The organism is Corallococcus interemptor (assembly GCF_003668875.1).
Taxonomy (GTDB): Bacteria; Myxococcota; Myxococcia; order Myxococcales; family Myxococcaceae; genus Corallococcus; species Corallococcus interemptor.
In genome coordinates this window covers 24,742-41,522 of record NZ_RAWM01000076.1, presented here as the reverse complement: position 1 = coordinate 41,522, position 16,781 = coordinate 24,742, and the positions used below count along the sequence as shown (strand labels likewise).

Sequence of the window (16,781 nt, the reverse complement as noted above, 5' to 3'; positions counted from 1 at the left end):
GGGCGATGACGCGGCGCCGGTTGTCGGGGCGGGGCTCCTCCGGTTCGTCGGCCGGCTCGGAGTCGGAGCCGGGGTCCTCCACCGGATCATCCTCCGTGGCGCGGAAGGTGCTGGGGTCCGGCTCCGGCTCGATGACCTTCTCCTCGATGCGCAGGAGCGGCTCCTGCATCAACGCAGGGGCGCGCGCGGGGACAAGCAGCACGAGGCTGCAACACAGGCCGAGGAACGAGCGGAGCATCCGGGCGTCCGATGATAGGCGACAGGCGGGACGATCCGAAATCATGTGGTGCCCGCCGCCCGTGCTACAGGAGCCCGAGGCGGGGGGATTGCTCGGGAGTGAATGAATGGCGGCGCCTGGAGCGGAGCTGGAACGACTGGTGGAGATCATGCGGCGCCTCCGGGCCGAGGGCGGCTGCCCGTGGGACCGCGAGCAGGACCTGCGCTCGCTGCGCCCCTACCTGACCGAGGAGGCGTTCGAGGTCCTGGACGAGATGGACCGCGTGGCCGACGGCGGCCCCTGGCGCCCCCTGTGTGAAGAACTGGGAGACCTCCTCTTCCAGATTGTCTTCCACACGCAGCTGGCCGCGGAGCTGGGCGAGTTCACCATGGCGGACGTCTGCGCGGCCATCAGCGACAAGCTCACCAGCCGGCACCCACACGTCTTCGGGGATCAGCAGGTGAAGGGCGCCGAGCAGGTGCTGGCCAACTGGGCGCAGCTGAAGGCGGAGGAGCGCAAGAAGAAGACCGGGCGCGCGGGCTCGGTGCTGGACGGCGTGCCCACCCAGGCCCCGTCCCTGTTGCGCGCCGAGCGCCTCACGGAGAAGGCCAGCCGCATCGGCTTCGACTGGCCGGACCTGGCCGGGGTGCGGGGCAAGCTGGACGAGGAGCTGCGCGAGCTGGACGAGGCCATCGCCTCCGGAGGCCGGGACGCCATCGAGCACGAGCTGGGGGACGTGCTGTTCTCGCTGGCGAACCTCGCCCGCTTCGTGAAGACGCCGGCCGAGGACGCGCTGCGCATGGCCACGCGCCGCTTCGTGACCCGCTTCCAGTACATCGAGGCGAAGCTGAACGAGGAGCAGGTCCCCTTCGGCGGCGCCAGCCTGGAGCACATGGAGCGCCACTGGCAGGCCGCGAAGGCCGTGGAGAAGGCGCTGCCCCCACCGAGCCATGCGCCGCGCGCGTCCGTGGCCACCCTGCGCCTGGCCGTGCCGGACGTGGCGGCCCAGCGGGCCTTCTGGGACGGGGTGGCGGCCTGGCTGGGGTGGGCCCCCACCCGGTCGCCGGAGGGCACGGCGGCCTACACGGGTGCGGGCCTGGGGCTCGTCTTCACGCCGGGCGCCCAGGCGCTGGCCGGCTCCCCGGTGGCCCTGACGCTGGAGGCCCCCTCCCAGGCGGCCGTCGCCCGGCTCCAGGAGCTGTTCCGGGCGCACCACCCGGGGCGGCTGGTGGCGGGCGCCAGCGCCGAGACGGGCTTCCAGTTCGTGGATCCGGCCGGGCTGCGGTGGGAATACGCCGCCCCGCCGGCCTGATTCTTCCGCCATGGGCGCGGGTGGGGGCTCCGGAGGGCATTCCGGAGGCCTCCCGGGGGTTCCGACACCGGAAATCCTGATCGCGATCGCACGCGTGCCTTGACGCAACCGGGTCGTCGCAGTAAGGACGGCCCCTCTTTTCTTGTCTTGCCTTCCGCTGGAGCATTTCCTTGGCGAACACCAAGTCCGCAGAGAAGCGTTACCGCCAGTCCCTGAAGCGCCGCGCCCGGAACGTGAACGTCCGGACGACCGTGAAGGACGCCGTCAAGTCCGCCCGCGAGGCCATTGCCTCCAAGGACGGTTCGAAGACGACGGACGCGCTGAAGGCGGCTTCCAAGACCCTCAACAAGGCGGCCAGCAAGGGCGTCCTGCACAAGCGCACCGCCGCGCGCCGCATCTCCCGGCTGGCCAAGGCCGCCGCGAAGGCGAAGGCCTAGTCGTCCCGCAGCACCACCGCGTGTCGAGGACCGGGCTCCCCGGTCCTCACCAGGTGCTGGCCAGCCGATCGTATCCGTCGCGCATGAGCAGCTCCGCCAGGCGCGCCAGCGCGGCCTGACGGTTGGCCTCTGCTTCCAGGACGTTGCCACGTCCCTGGAGGTAGTCCTCGGTCCCCGACACCACCGTCTCCGACAGCAGCCGCCCCTCCTTCACGAGGCGCAGCCGCACCGTCGTGGAGATGCGGTAGTTGTTGGGGATGATGGTCGGGGATGACCAGATGCCGAGCACCGCCCCTTCAATCGTCGAGTCGCAGCCCGGCGCGGTGGCCAGCCGGCCCGCTTCAATCAGCTGGTTGCGCAGGTAGCGCGTGAAGAGGTTCTCCAGCGAGGGCTCCGGCGTCTCGTTGGTGAAGACGGGCGCGCACACCTGGCCCGTGCCCTCTGGCAGCGCGGAGCCCCACGGGCTGAAGCGGTAGCCGCACCCGGCGCCCAGCATCGCCACCGCCGCCACGCCCCAGCGGAACGCCTTCACCGCACCTGTCCGCACCACGTTCCCGGAGGGCCGCATGGGCGCGCACCCTACCCGGCCGCGATCCTCCGTCAAGCGTCGGAGCCGGCCACCGGTACGCCGCGCATGCGTCCTGCGTCCGCCAGCGTGGCGCGGGCCGCTTCGAGCCCTCGCTCCCGGGCGGAGCCCTTCAGCGCCATGCCCAGGGGCCACTGCATCCGCGTGCCATCATCCAGCTCCAGCGTGAGCCCGTGGTGGCGGTACAGCGCCGCGAGCCCCAGGCCGATGACGCCGGCCACGAGGGCCAGGAGCCGCACGGCCTGCGTGGGCGCCCAGAGGAGGCCCAGCGCGGTGAAGGCGAGCAGCCCCAGCGCTTCGAAATAGGGCCGCGTGCGCCACTCCAGCCGCCGCACGCGCGCCCAGGGCACGTCGAGCGTCGGGCCTCCGCCCGGGCGCCCCTGGAACGACAGCTGCTCGCCGTTCACGGCCAGGGCGCGCCGGTTGCCCAGCTCCAGCGCCAGCGGTGAGAAGCCCGGCGACGATGGCACGGGCGTCCCTGGAGAAGACCGGGACGGCAGGGGCGCCTCCGGCAGCTCCGCGTTGCAGAAGGCACAGCGGCGCCGGGCCGCCGACTGGGGGCGCCCGCAGGCGGAGCACATGACGAGCACTTCCGCGGGCACCGCCCCTCCCTCTTCCCGGCTGTCAGCCGACGACGAAGTTCACCAGCCGCTTGGGGACGAAGACGAACTTGCGCAGCGTCTTGCCCTCGAGCGCGGCCTTCACCTTGTCGTCCGCCTCCGCCGCCGCGCGCACCGCCGCCTCGTCCGCGTCCGCCGCCACGCGCACCTCCGCGCGCAGCTTGCCGTTCACCTGCACGGCGTACGGAATCACGTCGTCCACCACGAGCGCCGGGTCGAACTCCGGCCAGGCCTCCGTGACGGTGGACGCCTTCGCGCCGTAGGCCTCCGCCAGCTCGTCCGCGATGTGCGGCGCGAGGGGGGTGAGGATGCGCGCGAGCAGCCGCACCGCCTCGCCCATCGCGGCCTTCTCCGCGGGCGTCTCCGGCGTGCCCACCGCGTAGAGCGCGTTCACGCACTCCATGACGCCGGCGACGGCGGTGTTGAAGGAAAGGCGCTCGATGGCCTCCGTCACGCGCTTGACGCACTTGTGCGCCGCGCGGCGCGTCTCCAGCGCCTTGCCCTCGTAGGGGCCCGAGTACGTCGCGTCCGCGGCGACGGCGTGGTGCGTGGCGGCCAGCGTCCACACGCGCTTGAGGAAGCGGAACACGCCCTCCACCTGCTCGTGGGACCAGTCGAAGTCGCGCTCCGGCGGGCCCGCGAAGAGCACGTAGGTGCGCGCGGTGTCCGCGCCGTACTTCGCCACGATGGTGTTGGGCGCCACGCCGTTGCCGTAGCGCTTGCCCATCTTCCGGCCGTCCGCGCCGTTGACGATGCCCTGGGTGATGAGCCGCGTGACGGGCTCGTCCACCGGGGACAGCCCGAGGAGCTTCATCACCCGGGTCCAGAAGCGGAAGTAGAGCAGGTGCATCACGCCGTGCTCGGGGCCGCCGACGTAGATGTCCACCGGGAGCCAGTGCTTCGCCTCCTTCGGGTCGAAGGGCGCCGCGTCGTACTTCGGCGACAGGTAGCGCGCGAAGTACCAGCAGGAGTCGACGAAGGTGTCCATCGTCTCCGCCTCCCGGCGCGCGGGACCGCCGCACTTGGGGCAGGTCGTGTTGATGAAGGACGCGACCTTCGCGAGCGGCGGCTCGCCTCGGCCGGTGAGCACCGCCTGCGTGTCGATGTCCGGCAGCCGCACCGGGAGCTGATCCAACGGAACGGGGAGCCCCTTGTGCTCGGGGTCGCACTTCTCGCAGTAGACGATGGGGATGGGCGTGCCCCAGTAGCGCTGGCGGCTGAAGCCCCAGTCCCGCTGGCGGTACGTCACCGTGGCCTTGCCCTGCCCCTGCGCCTCCAGCTTCGCGGCCAGCTTCACCCGCACTTCGGCCGAAGGCATGCCGCTGAAGTCCCCGGAGTCCACGAGCACGCCGTCGTCCGTGTACGCCTTGTCGAGCGTCTCACCCGCGCCCAGCTTGTCGCCGGACACAGGCTGGATGACCACGCGCACGGGCAGCGAATACTTGCGCGCGAAGGCGAAGTCGCGCGCGTCGTGCGCCGGCACGCTCATCACCGCGCCGGTGCCGTAGTCGCTCACCACGAAGTTGGCGATCCAGATGGGCACCGGCTGGCCCGTCACCGGGTTGAGCGCGTGGCCGCCGGTGAAGATGCCCTCCTTCTCCGCGTCCTCGCCCAGGCGCTCCGTCTTGCTCTGGGCGGCCATCTTCTTCACGAACGCGTCCACGTCCGCGCGGCGGTCCGCCGTCGTCACCTGGGCCACGAGCTTGTGGTCCGGCGCGAGCACCACGTAGGTGCAGCCAAAGAGCGTGTCCACGCGGGTGGTGAAGACGCGCAGGGTGGCGTCATGCCCCTGGACGCGGAAGTCCACCTCCGCGCCGTCGGAGCGGCCAATCCAGTCGCGCTGACGAGTGGTGATGCTGTCCGGCCAGGCCTTGAGCGTGTCGAGCGCGTCGAGCAGGTCCTGCGAGTACTTCGTGATGCGGAACGCCCACTCGGGCATCTCCTTGTCCTGCACCTCGGAGCTGCAGCGCTCGCAGCGGCCGTCCTTCACCTGCTCGTTGGCGATGACGGTGTGGCAGCCGGTACACCAGTTCACCTTGCTGAAGCGGCGATAGACGAGCCCGCGCTCCAGCATCTGGAGGAAGAACCACTGGTTCCAGCGGTAGTACTCCGGCTGGCTGGTGTTGACCTCGCGCGTCCAGTCGTAGCTGTAGCCGAGCGTCTTGATCTCCGCCTTGAACGACTCGATGTTCTCGCGGGTGCGGATGGCCGGGTGGACTCCGTCCTTGATGGCCGCGTTCTCCGCCGGCAGGCCGAAGGCGTCCCAGCCCATGGGGTGCAGCACGTCGAAGCCGCGCATCTGGTAGTAGCGCGCGTAGACGTCCCCGATGAGGTAGTTGCGCACGTGCCCCATGTGCATCTGACCGCTGGGGTACGGCAGCATCTCCAGGACGTACTTCTTGGGGGCATCCGGGCGTCTGCCTGCCCGGAAGAGGCCCTCCTGCTCCCAACGGGTCTGCCACTTTCCTTCAATCGACTGCGGCTCGTAACGCTCGTTCATCGCCATGGCTTTTCAGACTCTTAGCGGGAGGTAGGACACGCGGGCAACAAGTCTTGGCGCGTCGGAAGCCTGGACGGCTGGCACCCCGGAGTCCCTGACCTGGCGGCCCGAGGGAAGGAGGGGGACGCTGACGGTGCTTGCCCTCGGGCCCGGGCACGACTAACTCGCCTTCCCGGTCTGGAGCATGAGGGAGAGCACCATGCAGGTCGTGAGTGTGAAGAAGGCCCTGTCGGGGGCCGTCGAAGCGGGCTCGAAGGTGGAGGTGCGCGGCTGGGTGCGGACGCGCCGCGACTCCAAGGCGGGCATCAGCTTCGTGAACGTGAGCGACGGGTCGGTCTTCGACCCCATCCAGGTCGTCGCGCCCAATTCGCTGCCCAATTACGACAAGGAAGTCCTGCACCTCACCGCGGGCGCCTCCGTCGTCTGCCGGGGCACGCTGGTGCAGTCCCAGGGCAAGGGGCAGGCGTTCGAAATCCAGGCGGACGAAGTGCAGGTGCTGGGCCTGGTGGACGACCCGGACACCTACCCCATCCAGCCGAAGCAGCACTCGCTGGAGTTCCTGCGGGAAGTGGCGCACCTGCGCGTGCGCACCAACACCTTCGGGGCCATCACCCGCGTGCGCAACGCGGCGGCGCAGGCGGTGCACCGCTTCTTCCACGGTGAGGGCTTCTGCTGGGTGAACACGCCCATCATCACCGCGAGCGACGCGGAGGGCGCCGGGCAGATGTTCCGCGTGTCCACGCTGGACGCGCACAACCCGCCGCGCGGCCAGGACGGCAAGATTGACTGGGGCAAGGACTTCTTCGGCAAGGAGGCCTACCTCACCGTGTCCGGGCAGCTGAACGTGGAGGCGTACTGCCTGGCCATGTCCAAGGTCTACACGTTCGGCCCCACGTTCCGCGCGGAGAACAGCAACACCACGCGCCACCTGGCCGAGTTCTGGATGATTGAACCGGAGATCGCCTTCGCGGACCTCAACGAGGACGCGGCGCTGGCGGAGCGGTTCCTCAAGTACGTGTTCAAGGCCGTGCTGGACGAGTGCGCGCCGGACATGAAGTTCTTCGAGGAGCGCCAGCAGAAGGGCGTCACGGAGCGGATGGAGAAGTTCATCGGCTCCAGCTTCGAGCGCATCGACTACACGGAGGCCGTCTCCATCCTCCAGAAGGCGAAGAAGAAGTTCGAGTACACGCCGGAGTGGGGCAAGGACCTCCAGACGGAGCACGAGCGCTACCTCACCGAGGAGCACGTGGGCCGGCCTGTCGTCGTGATGAACTACCCGGAGGCCATCAAGGCCTTCTACATGCGCATCAACGAGGACGGGAAGACCGTGGCCGCGATGGACGTGCTCGCCCCGGGCATCGGGGAGATCATCGGCGGCAGCCAGCGCGAGGAGCGCCTGGACGTGCTGGACGCGCGCATGAAGAAGTTCGGCCTCGATCCCGCGCACTACCAGTGGTACCGCGACCTGCGCCGCTACGGCACGGTGCCGCACGCGGGCTTCGGCCTGGGGTTCGAGCGGCTCATCGTCTACATGTGCGGCCTGCAGAACATCCGGGACGCCATCCCCTACCCGCGCGTCCCGGGCTCCGCGACGTTCTAGTCCGCTCAGCCCTGCTTCTTCTTGATGCCGGCGCGCTCCTGGGCGAGCGCGCCGAGCGCGGACCAGTCCTCGTCACCCCGGCCCTGGGCGACGCCGGTGAGGAAGTGGTCGCGCAGCAGGCTGGCCAGCGGGAGGGGCACTTCGGCGGCCCTCCCCGCTTCCAGCGCCAGGGACACGTCCTTGAGGCCCAGGCGCAGGGCGAAGCCAGCGGGCGTGTACTGGCCCTTCGCGATGGCGCCCGCGTAGTTCTCGAAGATGGGCGCCTTGGCGAAGACGGACTTGAAGACGTCCAGGAACGCGGCGCGCTCCACGCCGCACTTCTCCGCGAGCGCGAAGGACTCCGACAGGGCCTCCATCATCGACGCGATGAGGAAGTTGCCGGACAGCTTCACCGTGTTCGCGGCGGCGGGCCGCTCCCCCAATTCCGTGAGGCCGCGCCCCAGCGCCGTGAGCAGCGGACGCACCTTCTCCACCTGCGCCTTCGGGCCCGCGGCGACGACCCAGAGCTGCTTGCCCGCGGCGGCCTCGGGCCGGCCGAAGACGGGGGCGGAGACGTAGCCCTGGCCCGCGTCCGCGTGCGCCTTCGTCAGGCGCTCCGACAGCGCGACGGAGATGGTGCTGGAGGAGACGTGGATGGCGTTCTTCGGCAGGGCGCTGAGGACGCCGTCCCTGCCCAGCACGGCCTCTTCCGCGGCGTGGTCATCCGCGAGCATGGAGAAGACGACCTCCGCGTCGCGGGCGGCCTCGGCGGGCGTCTTCGCCACGCGCGCGCCCTGCTGCTTCAGCGGATCCGCCTTGGACGCGGTGCGGTTCCAGACGACGAGCTCATGGCCCGCGCCGGCCAGGTTCGACGCCATTGGCGTGCCCATGTTCCCCAACCCGATGAAACCGACCTTCATGGCGGTGCTCCCCTCGTGCGCGCTTTCACGCTTCGTTCGACTGTTCTTCCGACACGTCCAGCCGCTCGAAGGCGCGGCCCAGGACGGCGACGCCCAGCGCCACCTCCGCGAAGAGTGCCCCCGCCGCCGCCAGCCCCGCGAGTGGAACCGCCCAGCGGCCCATGACAGTGAACAGCGGATAGCCCACGAGGAGGGCCACCACCGCCGCGGGCAACAGTCCCAGGAACGTCACCACCAGCGTGCCCACCAGCGTGAGCAGCCGCTGGCCCAGCGCCTCCACGCCGCGCGCCCGCTCCGAGTCCGCCGGAATCCACGCAGGCAACAGCACCACCGCCGCGTTCTGAACGAACAGCCCCGCCAGCCCCAGCGCCGGCAGGACGGGCATGAGGCCCAGCACCACCGGCGTGGACCACGGCGCGAGCGTCACGTCGTCCCGGCCCACGCCCAGCACCAGCGCCACGAGCAGCATCACCCACTGCGCCACGCCCAGCGTCAGCGCGGAGGCCGCCAGCTCCGCCCCCACCACCTGCCGGCCCGTGAGCGGCAGCGCACGCAACAGCTCCAGCTTCGGCAGGTCCATGCGCAGGTCGGTGCGGAACGCGCTCGGGCCAATCACGGCCATGGCCAGCGCGACCATCAGGGCCATGGGCCCCAGGAACTCACGGCTGTTGGAGAACAGCCGCGTGTCCCCCATCACCAGCGCGAACACGGCGCCCAGCACCCCGAAGGCCAGCAGCATCACCAGCCCGCTGCCCATGCGCCTGCGCGCGATGAGGTTCTTCCACAGGAGCGCCACCTCCGGACGCCCCCGGGCCTTCAACACGAAGGGCACCCGGCCCACGCGCAGCCTGCCGGAGCGCGCGGCCCGCTGCTCCCGCCGCCGCGTCCGCGCCTCCGCCCCGGCCACCGCCGAGTCCTCGAAGGGCACCTCCACCGCCAGCACCCACGCGTAATGCGCCACGAGCAGCGCCAGCGACGCGGGCAGGTAGCGCAGGAAGCCCTCCCAGCTTCGTGCCATCGCTGGAGCCACCAGCGCCCTGCCCGGCCACAACACCGCGCGCGGTCCAGGGGCGCTGAGCACTTCACGCAGCCACTCGCGCACGGCGAAGGGCGCGGAGAGGTTCTCCGGCATCGGGTGCTCTTGCAGCGTGGACAGGAGCGTGCCCATCACCGCGATGAACAGCGCGGCCACCACCGCCCAGCGCACCACGCTGCCCCAGCGGCCCTGCGACACGAGCCACGCGCGCACGAAGGACGCCGCGGTGCCGTGCAGGTACAGCGTCCCCATGGCCAGCGACGCGCCCAGGAAGAAGAGCTCTGGCCTCGGGCTGGTGAAGCGCCCCACGAAGAGCGTCGCCGCCAGCGCCGCGAGCATCGCGCTCAGGAGGCCTCGCAGGAGCTTGTAGTGCAAGAGCGCCTTGCGCGTGACGGGCGCGGAGAAGAAGGTCTGCACCTCCGTCTGCGTGAAGGTCAGCGCGGGCCGGTCCGCGCCCAGCACCCACGCCGTCACCAGCGTGCCCAGCACCGACATCTCCAGCGAGAACTCCGCGAACAGCCTCGCGTTGGGGGACACCGCGCGGCCCGTGCCCTGGACGAAGACGCTGCGTCCCACCAGCGAGTACAGGTACGCGAGCCCCACCAGCGCGCCCAGCAGGTAGCGCGGGCGCTTCAGCCGCTGCACCTGGCGCACCACCCGGTTGCGCCACGTCCTCACCCAGAGGAACGCCACCGCGCCCGGAAAGCTCACGCCTGTTCCGACGCCGCGCTGGTGATGCGCACGAACAGCTCCTCCAGCGAGGCGCCGTCCCCGGCCGCGCCCGCCATCTGCTCGCGGATCTCCGGCAGCGAACCCAGCGCCACCGCGCGACCTCCGGCGATGACGAGCAGCCGGTGGCACAGCTCCTCCACCAGCGGCAGCAGGTGCGACGACAGCACCAGCGCCGTGCCCTCCTCCGCGCGGCGGCGCAGGGACGCCTTCATGCGGCGGATGCCCAGCGGATCCAACCCCGTCAGTGGTTCATCCAGGAGGATGAGCCGGGGCTGGTGCAGGAAGCCGCACGCGATGGACAGCTTCTGCTTCATGCCCCGCGACAGCTCGCCCGGCAGTGACTTCTCCCGGCCCGTGAGCTCCATCTCCTCCAGGAGCGCGCGGCCCCGCTCCTCCCAGTCCTCCACGCCGTAGAGGCGCGCGGTGAAGTTCAGGTGCTCCCAGACGGTGAGGTACTCGAAGAAGCGCGGCTCGTCCGGGAGGAAGGCCAGGTGGCGCTTCGCCTCCACTGGAGCTTCGGCCACGTCGAAGCCCGCCACGCGCACGCGCCCGGAGGACGGCGGGAGGATGCCGGCCAGGCACCGGAGCGTGGACGTCTTGCCCGCGCCGTTGGGGCCCACCAGGCCCAGCACCTCGCCCGGCGCCACCTGGAAGGACAGGCCTTTCACCGCCTGTACCGCGCCGTACGTCTTCTCCAGGCCCTCGACGTCCAGCGCCGGTTCCATGCGTGCCCTTGGGATGCCGCCGGAAGCTCAGCCGAGCTTCAGCAGCTCCTTCACGGTGTCCAGCACCACGCGGGCCTGCACGGGCTTCACCAGGTAGGCCGTGGCCCCCAGCGCCATGGCCCGCTCGCGGTCCGCGGCCGCGCTCTCCGTCGTCACGACGACGATGGGCACCGCCCGGTGTTCTTGCGTCTGGCGGATGTGGTGGATGAGCTTCAGCCCGTCCATCAACGGCATGTTGATGTCCGTCATCACCAGGTCGAAGCGGCCCTGCGTGGAGAGCTTCTTCAGCCCCTCCACGCCGTCCTGCGCCTCGATGCAGACCACGTCCGTCAGGCGCTGGAGCGCGTACATGATGCTGCGGCGCATGGCCTGCGAGTCATCCACCACCAGCGCACGGATCGGCTGCTGCGACATGCCCCTCAGCCTAGCACCCGCGCGCCGCCCGGCCCGGGATTGTGCGGCGGCTGTCATGCAGCCAGCGATTCACTGCCCGCCGGACTGCCGGCGGCGGCGCACCAGCGCGGCCAGCTCCGGGCCGATGTGGTCCAGCGCGAGCACCCGGCTCACCGCCCCGGTGGCGATGGCCTCCTTGGGCATGCCGTACACCACCGCCGTGTCCTCGGACTCGGCCCAGGTCTCGCCGCCCTCGCGGCGCACGGCGCGCACGCCCTGCGCTCCGTCCGCGCCCATGCCCGTCAGCACCACCGCCACCGCGCGAGGCCCCAGCACCTCCGCCGCGCTCTCGAAGAGCCGGTCCACCGACGGTGCGTACTTGTCCGCGGGCACCGGCGAGGGCGTGCGCAGCTCCAGGCGCCCGGTGCGGTCCGACAGGAGCAGGTGCCGCCCGCCCGGCGCGATGTAGACGTGGCCCGCCTTCACCACGTCGCCCTCGCACGCCTCCGTCACCGTGAAGGGGCCAATGCGATCCAACCGCTCCGCGAAGGCCCGCGTGAACTGCGAGGGCATGTGCTGGCCCACCAGCACGCTGACGGTGGGCTCCGCGGCCAGTCCCTCCAGCAGCCGCTGCACCGCGGGAGGCCCGCCCGTGGACGCGCCCACGGCGATGACCTGCGGCACCTCGCCTGAAAGAAGGGAGGCGCGCGGCGCGGCCCCGTGGCGTCCGCCGGACTTCACGTGGCGCGCGGCGAGCACCTTGTCGATGAGCTCGCGCTTCAGCTGCTCCAGCGCCGCGGGCGTGCCCTGGGGCGGCTTGGCGATGAAGTCGAACGCGCCCAGCTCCAGCGCCTTGAACACGTCCGACTTGTGCGCGTAGCTGGAGATGACGATGACGGGCGTGGGCGCCGCGCGCATGAGCAGGCGCAGGAAGGTGTGGCCACCCAGCCGGGGCATCTCCAGGTCCAGCGTCACCACGTCGGGCTTCAGGTCCAGGACCTTCTTCAGGCCCTCCTCGCCGTCCTGGGCCCAGTCCAGCACCATCACCTCCCCGGAGGACTCCAGGAGGGTGGTGAGCGTGCGGCGGTTGGTGGCCGAGTCGTCGATGACGAGCACCGTGAGCGGGCGTGCCATCAGCGGCCCTCCCCGCCCGGAAGCTCGGGCCGGCGGTAGACGAGGTCGCCCTTCAGGTGCACCAGTTCGAAGTCCGCGCCCAGGCTGAGCAGGTTCTCCGCGTGGCCCAAGAGCAGGTAGCCCCCGGGACAGAGCCGGTCGCGGATGACGCCCAGCACGCGGCGGCGCGCGGCCAGGTCGAAGTAGATCATCACGTTGCGGCAGAAGACGACGTCCGAGCGCGGCACCAGCTGGCTGCTCGCCACGTCCGACAGGTTGTGGTGGCCGAAGCTCACCCACGCCTTCACGTCGTCGCGCACGCGGACGCGGTTGACGCCCACGGGCACGAAGTAGCGCTCCAGCAGGTCCGGCGGCGTCGCGCGCAGGGCGCTGGGGCCGTACTCGGCGCGGCGGGCCACGGTCAGCACGCGGCGCGACAGGTCCGTGCCCAGCACCTCCACGTCCCAGTCGTCGAAGCGGCCGCTCTCCTTCAGGAGCATGGCCAGCGTGTACGCCTCTTCACCGGAGGAACACCCCGCGGACCACAGCCGCAGCCGCCGCGTGTGCGCGTTGCGCTTCTCCAGGATGGGGAGCAGCTCCTCGCAGAAGGCCCTGAGCTGCGCGGGCTCGCGGAAGAAGTAGGTCTCGTGCGTGGTGAGGGACTCCACCGCCGCTTCCAGCTCCGCGTTGCGCTGGGCGTCGTAGCGCAGGTAGCGGTGGTAGGAGCCGAAGTCCTGGATCCCCAGCGCCTCCAGGCGGGGCCACAGCCGGCGCTCCATCACGAACTTCATGTTCTCGTGGATGAGGATTCCGCAGTGCGCGTAGACGTGGTCGCGCAGCAGCCGGAACTCCTCCAGCGTCATCTCAGGGCGGCCCTCGTCGAAGCGTGGCATCCGGGTCCTCCCCTCAACGCCCCGACAGCCGGACGACTGCTTCCGCCAGCGCCACCTGCGCCACCGCGTCCTGCTCCAGCGTCATCGCGTGCTGGAGCGCGGGCAGGCACTCCGGCCGCCCCAGGCCGCCCAGCACACGCGCCGCCGCCGCCCGCACGTCCCAGCGCGGATGGCCCAACAGCGACACCGCCAGCGACGCCCCATCCGCCGAGGCCTCCGCCGACGCCAGCGCCGCCAGCGCTGCCTTCACCACCTCCGCGTCATGATGGCTGAGCGCGTCCCACAGCACGCCCGCGCCCACCGTGCCCAGGTTCGTCAGCGCGCGCACCGCCAGCATCGCGAGCCCGCTGTCGGCATGCCGTACCAGTGACTCCAGGTCGGGCGAGCGCTCCTTCGCGCCGGCCGCGCCCACGGCCTCCACCGCGGCCACGCGCACGCCCCGGTCCTCGTCCTTCAGCGCGAGCCCCAGGAACGCCGCGGCCTCCTTGCCGCCCTGCTGTCCCAAGGAGCGCACCGCGGCGATGCGCACCCGGGGGGACTCGTCCGCCAGCGCGCCGCGCGCCAGCTCCAGGCCGGCCTCGCCGTCCGCCCGGGCCGCCGCCTCCACCGCCGCCGCGCGCCAGGAGGCGTCCGCGTCGCGTGCAATCCGCCGCAGCACGGGCAGCACCCGCGCGCCGCCCAGCCGGCCCAGCGCCGCCACCGCCGCGGGGGTCGTGCGCTGCTCCACCGCCGCCTCCAGCGCGTTCAGCGCCGTCTGCGGATGCGTCACCGTCAGCTGCTCCAGCGCCCGCGCCGCCATGCTCGACAGCGACAGGTCGGCGAGCAGCGCCACCAGTGGAGCCACGGCCTCCGGCGACTGCGTGCGCCCCAGCGCCCGCACCACCACCGCGCGAAGGTCGTCCTCCGCCCACTCCAGCAGCGCGCACAGCTCCGGCACCGACGTCGAGTCCACCAGCAGAACCAGGGCCTCGGCCGCCACCGTGCGCGCGGGCAGGGACAGCGTGCCCATGCTCCCGAGCAGCAGGCGCCGCCCCTCCGCTCCCAGCTGGCCCAGCGTGAAGAGCACCTCGCGCAACAACCGGTCCTCGCGCGCCACCTCCGCCACCGCCACCGCGAGCGACGCCTCTCCCAGTGCCCCGGCGGCCACCAGCGCGCCCGCCCGCACCTGGACGTCGTCTCCGTCCAGGGCCTGCGCCACGTGCGCCGTCACGCCCGGGATGCCGGCCAGCACCGAGCGCGCCACCGCGTCCAGCTCTCCGCGCTCGTACGGCCCCAGCCCCGACGCCTGCGTCCCCAGCGCGACGAGCGCCGCCTCACGCACCGAGCGCACCGGCGACGCCAGGGCCCGGCAGATGCGCTCCGTGGCCTCGCCCGGGGAATAGAGGCCCAACAGCCGCAGGGCGCTGCGCTGCAGGCCAGAGTCCTCCACCAGCGCCATCACCCGCGCCAACGGCGGCGCGCGCTTGAGCGACGCGAGCCCTTCCAGCGCGGCCAGCCGCAACAGGGGCGTGGGCGCGTCCAGCAGCTCCTCCAACGCCCGCGCCGCGGCGTCTCCGCCCATGTGCCCCAGGGCCTCCGCGGCGGCCACGCGCACGTTGAGGTCTTCGTCGGAGAGCGCGCGCAGGAGCACGTCCTCCACCTCCGGGCGGCCCAGCTGGCCCAGGATGTCCGCGGCCAGCTTGCGCTGATCCGGATCCTCGTGCTCCAGCAACTGCACCAGCGGCGCTATCGCCACCGGCCCCAGGCCCGCCAGCGCCTCCGCCGCCGCGTTGCGCGCGCCCGTCTCGCCGCGCTCTCCCAGGACGGAGATGAGCCGCGCGGTGACGCCCGGCGCGTCCGGCACGCGGCGCAGGCCCTCCGCCGCCGCGTGGCGCACGCGCCAGCTCTCGTCATGCAGGCCGGTGGTGAAGGTCTCCAGCGCTCCGGGCGCGCGCGGATCCACCGCCTGCAGCGCCCGGTACCGAGCCTCCTCCTGCCCCGCGGGGGACCGCACCGTGTCGCTCATCGCCGTCCTCCGTTGGGCTCGCGTGCCTCGGGTTGTCCCCATCCTGCTTGAAGCCGCCGGGGGAGTCGCGTCCCACGAGGTTGCTCCCAGCACGGGAGGGCAGCCCGGCGGCGGATGGAAACGTTCACCTCCGCACCCTTCGCGACACGAGGGCTCGCTCAGGCCTCCTGGAGGTCCGCGTCCCAGCCCTCCTGGCCGAAGTACCAGAAGGAATAGATGCCCAGCACCGTGCCCAGCGGGAAGTTGGGCAGCGCGAGGATGGCGAGCAGCGTCGCCAGGCCCTTGGACACGGGCCTGCCGCGAATCAGCGCCACGCCCAGGGAGAGCCCCGCGATGGCCATCGCGAGGAGCACCAGCACGAACACCGACATCCCCAGGACCGCCGGGTTCTCCGCCACCGTCACGGGCGGCGTGGAGTGCCCGTGGGCGACGACGAGCGCCACCAGCCAGGTGGCATACGCCAGCCCTCCCGCGCCCAGCAGCACCAGCAGGTGCACGAACATGTAGAGCCAACCCAGCGACTTCCGATGCCCGCTCAGGTCTCGCATGTCGTCCTTCCCTAAATCCCCGGGTCGCACGACGAAAGCGGCGCGCTCATCCCGAGGACGGCGGACGGGCGTCGCGCTCCAGCTCCGCGCGCAAGAGCGCCTTCAGGTCCAGGAGCAGCCGCAGCCGCTCCGGCGGTCCGCACACGCCCACCACGAACGGCGTGCGGCCTCCGGACATGAGCGCCGGCGCGGGCTTGATGTCGCCGCGCCGCACGCGCAGCACCTCCGCCACGCGGTCCACCCGGGCCACCACGCGCCGCGTGCCCAGCCGGCACACGAGCAGCCGCGTGCGCCGCGTCTCCTGCAAGGGCTGGTTCAAGAGGCGCCGGTGCAGGTCGATGACGGGGAGCATCGCGCCGCGCAGGTGCAGCACGCCCTCCACGAAGGCGGGCGCATGCGGGATGGGAATCACGCGCTGGGGCGGGAGGATCTCCTCCACGCGCATGATGTCCAGCACGTACTCCTCGTTGCCCACGAAGAAGGCGCACAGCTGCACCTCCGCGTCGGCCGCGGTTGGCTCGCGCGTCACGTCGCCGCGCGGGCGGCGGGCCAGCAGGTTCACGGGGTCCGTCATGGGGCGAGCGCCTGCTCGGGATCCAACAGGATGTAGAGCTGCGAGCCCTTGCGCCCCAGCCCCGCCACGCAGTCGCGGTCTCCTCGCAGCCCCGCGGGCGACAGCTCCACCATGGACGGCTTGAGCCGCACCACCCCCGCCACCGAGTCCACCCACACGCCCGCGGGCCCGTCCTCCGTCTTGAGCACCAGGATGCGCGCGGCCCGGGGCGGCAGGCCCGCGTCCGGCCCCGCCACCACCGGCGGCGCGTCCGCCAGCCGCAGCCGCAGCTTCACGTCGTAGACGGGCAACAGCTCCCCGCGCAGGTTCATCACGCCCAACAGCTGCGGCTCCGCGCGCGGAATCTCCGTGAGCAGCGGCACCTTGCAGATCTCCCGCACCGCGAGGATGGGCACCGCGTAGCACTCCGACTCCAGGCGGAAGGCCAGGTATTCGACGGGCTCCTCCTCCAGGAGCGGCTGCGCCAGGCCGTCACTGCCCGCCGCGAAGTCCAGGAGGCCGCTGACGTCCTCGTCCGGGCGGTAGAAGAACGCGTCGAGCAGGGCTTCGAAACGGGACACGCGCCGGAGGATAGCAGCCCCCGGCGCGGAC

At 71.8% G+C, this 16,781-nt stretch carries 16 protein-coding genes and 1 pseudogene; 3 read left to right on the top strand and 14 right to left on the bottom strand.

Annotation, left to right across the window (positions count from 1 at the left end):
* Positions 1-238, bottom strand: a pseudogene (locus D7X96_RS24605) (hypothetical protein); the annotation flags it as partial.
* A 106-nt stretch (positions 239-344) separates the two neighbouring features.
* Between D7X96_RS24605 and mazG the strand changes: the two are divergent.
* Positions 345-1,529, top strand: coding sequence for a nucleoside triphosphate pyrophosphohydrolase (gene mazG, locus D7X96_RS24600; RefSeq protein ID WP_121723460.1), 1,185 nt, complete (start codon positions 345-347; stop codon positions 1,527-1,529).
* A gap of 170 nt (positions 1,530-1,699) precedes the next feature.
* Positions 1,700-1,966, top strand: a complete 267-nt coding sequence (gene rpsT / locus D7X96_RS24595; RefSeq protein ID WP_120550834.1) for a 30S ribosomal protein S20 — start codon at positions 1,700-1,702, stop codon at positions 1,964-1,966.
* A 46-nt stretch (positions 1,967-2,012) separates the two neighbouring features.
* Here rpsT and lptE read toward each other — a convergent pair whose 3' ends face one another.
* From lptE to leuS, 3 genes are read right to left on the bottom strand one after another with little or no spacing between them, the layout of a single operon-like run.
* Complete coding sequence (gene lptE / locus D7X96_RS24590; protein ID WP_120550833.1) at positions 2,013-2,534, bottom strand: LPS assembly lipoprotein LptE; 522 nt, start codon at positions 2,532-2,534, stop codon at positions 2,013-2,015.
* A gap of 32 nt (positions 2,535-2,566) precedes the next feature.
* On the bottom strand, positions 2,567-3,154 hold the full coding sequence (locus tag D7X96_RS24585) for a hypothetical protein (protein WP_121723459.1): 588 nt from the start codon (positions 3,152-3,154) through the stop codon (positions 2,567-2,569).
* A gap of 22 nt (positions 3,155-3,176) precedes the next feature.
* On the bottom strand, positions 3,177-5,678 hold the full coding sequence (leuS, locus tag D7X96_RS24580; RefSeq protein ID WP_121770859.1) for a leucine--tRNA ligase: 2,502 nt from the start codon (positions 5,676-5,678) through the stop codon (positions 3,177-3,179).
* Between the two features lie 193 nt (positions 5,679-5,871).
* On the opposite strand from leuS, the gene asnS reads away from it, so the two are divergent.
* The gene (gene asnS / locus D7X96_RS24575) at positions 5,872-7,272 is read left to right on the top strand and encodes an asparagine--tRNA ligase (RefSeq protein ID WP_120550830.1); all 1,401 of its coding nucleotides are present in this window, start codon (positions 5,872-5,874) and stop codon (positions 7,270-7,272) included.
* A 5-nt stretch (positions 7,273-7,277) separates the two neighbouring features.
* Here the strand turns inward: asnS and D7X96_RS24570 are convergent, their stop codons facing one another.
* From D7X96_RS24570 to D7X96_RS24525, 10 genes are all read right to left on the bottom strand, one after another.
* Complete coding sequence (locus D7X96_RS24570) at positions 7,278-8,171, bottom strand: NAD(P)-dependent oxidoreductase (RefSeq protein ID WP_121770858.1); 894 nt, start codon at positions 8,169-8,171, stop codon at positions 7,278-7,280.
* A gap of 25 nt (positions 8,172-8,196) precedes the next feature.
* Positions 8,197-9,918: a putative ABC exporter domain-containing protein gene (locus D7X96_RS24565; RefSeq protein ID WP_121723457.1), complete on the bottom strand. Its 1,722-nt coding sequence runs from the start codon at positions 9,916-9,918 to the stop codon at positions 8,197-8,199.
* The gene (locus D7X96_RS24560; RefSeq protein WP_120550827.1) at positions 9,915-10,664 is read right to left on the bottom strand and encodes an ABC transporter ATP-binding protein; all 750 of its coding nucleotides are present in this window, start codon (positions 10,662-10,664) and stop codon (positions 9,915-9,917) included. The genes D7X96_RS24565 and D7X96_RS24560 overlap by 4 nt, the downstream gene beginning before the upstream one ends.
* 27 nt (positions 10,665-10,691) lie before the next feature.
* Positions 10,692-11,078, bottom strand: coding sequence for a response regulator (locus tag D7X96_RS24555; RefSeq protein WP_120550826.1), 387 nt, complete (start codon positions 11,076-11,078; stop codon positions 10,692-10,694).
* Between the two features lie 69 nt (positions 11,079-11,147).
* Positions 11,148-12,191, bottom strand: a complete 1,044-nt coding sequence (gene cheB / locus D7X96_RS24550) for a chemotaxis-specific protein-glutamate methyltransferase CheB (RefSeq protein ID WP_121770857.1) — start codon at positions 12,189-12,191, stop codon at positions 11,148-11,150.
* A complete protein-coding gene (locus D7X96_RS24545; RefSeq protein WP_208647368.1) occupies positions 12,191-13,063 on the bottom strand; it encodes a CheR family methyltransferase in 873 nt (290 codons plus the stop codon). The genes cheB and D7X96_RS24545 overlap by 1 nt, the downstream gene beginning before the upstream one ends.
* A 13-nt stretch (positions 13,064-13,076) precedes the next feature.
* Entirely contained in the window at positions 13,077-15,068 is a 1,992-nt protein-coding gene (locus D7X96_RS24540; protein ID WP_121770856.1) for a HEAT repeat domain-containing protein, read from the bottom strand.
* Positions 15,069-15,226: 158 nt separating this feature from the next.
* The gene (locus tag D7X96_RS24535) at positions 15,227-15,616 is read right to left on the bottom strand and encodes a hypothetical protein (protein WP_121723454.1); all 390 of its coding nucleotides are present in this window, start codon (positions 15,614-15,616) and stop codon (positions 15,227-15,229) included.
* Positions 15,617-15,662: 46 nt separating this feature from the next.
* Complete coding sequence (locus D7X96_RS24530) at positions 15,663-16,190, bottom strand: chemotaxis protein CheW (RefSeq protein WP_120550822.1); 528 nt, start codon at positions 16,188-16,190, stop codon at positions 15,663-15,665.
* Complete coding sequence (locus D7X96_RS24525) at positions 16,187-16,750, bottom strand: chemotaxis protein CheW (RefSeq protein ID WP_120550821.1); 564 nt, start codon at positions 16,748-16,750, stop codon at positions 16,187-16,189. The genes D7X96_RS24530 and D7X96_RS24525 overlap by 4 nt, the downstream gene beginning before the upstream one ends.
* Positions 16,751-16,781: the final 31 nt, after the last annotated feature.

What these genes read in the sequence shown, in the direction of transcription:
- D7X96_RS24535 (WP_121723454.1), bottom strand. Translation starts at nt 15,616, where the DNA reads ATGCGAGACCTGAGCGGGCATCGGAAGTCGCTGGGTTGGCTCTACATG.
- D7X96_RS24540 (WP_121770856.1), bottom strand. Translation starts at nt 15,068, where the DNA reads ATGAGCGACACGGTGCGGTCCCCCGCGGGGCAGGAGGAGGCTCGGTAC.
- lptE (WP_120550833.1), bottom strand. Translation starts at nt 2,534, where the DNA reads ATGCGGCCCTCCGGGAACGTGGTGCGGACAGGTGCGGTGAAGGCGTTC.
- asnS (WP_120550830.1), top strand. Translation starts at nt 5,872, where the DNA reads ATGCAGGTCGTGAGTGTGAAGAAGGCCCTGTCGGGGGCCGTCGAAGCG.
- cheB (WP_121770857.1), bottom strand. Translation starts at nt 12,191, where the DNA reads ATGGCACGCCCGCTCACGGTGCTCGTCATCGACGACTCGGCCACCAAC.
- D7X96_RS24545 (WP_208647368.1), bottom strand. Translation starts at nt 13,063, where the DNA reads ATGCCACGCTTCGACGAGGGCCGCCCTGAGATGACGCTGGAGGAGTTC.
- D7X96_RS24570 (WP_121770858.1), bottom strand. Translation starts at nt 8,171, where the DNA reads ATGAAGGTCGGTTTCATCGGGTTGGGGAACATGGGCACGCCAATGGCG.
- D7X96_RS24530 (WP_120550822.1), bottom strand. Translation starts at nt 16,190, where the DNA reads ATGACGGACCCCGTGAACCTGCTGGCCCGCCGCCCGCGCGGCGACGTG.
- D7X96_RS24555 (WP_120550826.1), bottom strand. Translation starts at nt 11,078, where the DNA reads ATGTCGCAGCAGCCGATCCGTGCGCTGGTGGTGGATGACTCGCAGGCC.
- mazG (WP_121723460.1), top strand. Translation starts at nt 345, where the DNA reads ATGGCGGCGCCTGGAGCGGAGCTGGAACGACTGGTGGAGATCATGCGG.
- leuS (WP_121770859.1), bottom strand. Translation starts at nt 5,678, where the DNA reads ATGGCGATGAACGAGCGTTACGAGCCGCAGTCGATTGAAGGAAAGTGG.
- D7X96_RS24560 (WP_120550827.1), bottom strand. Translation starts at nt 10,664, where the DNA reads ATGGAACCGGCGCTGGACGTCGAGGGCCTGGAGAAGACGTACGGCGCG.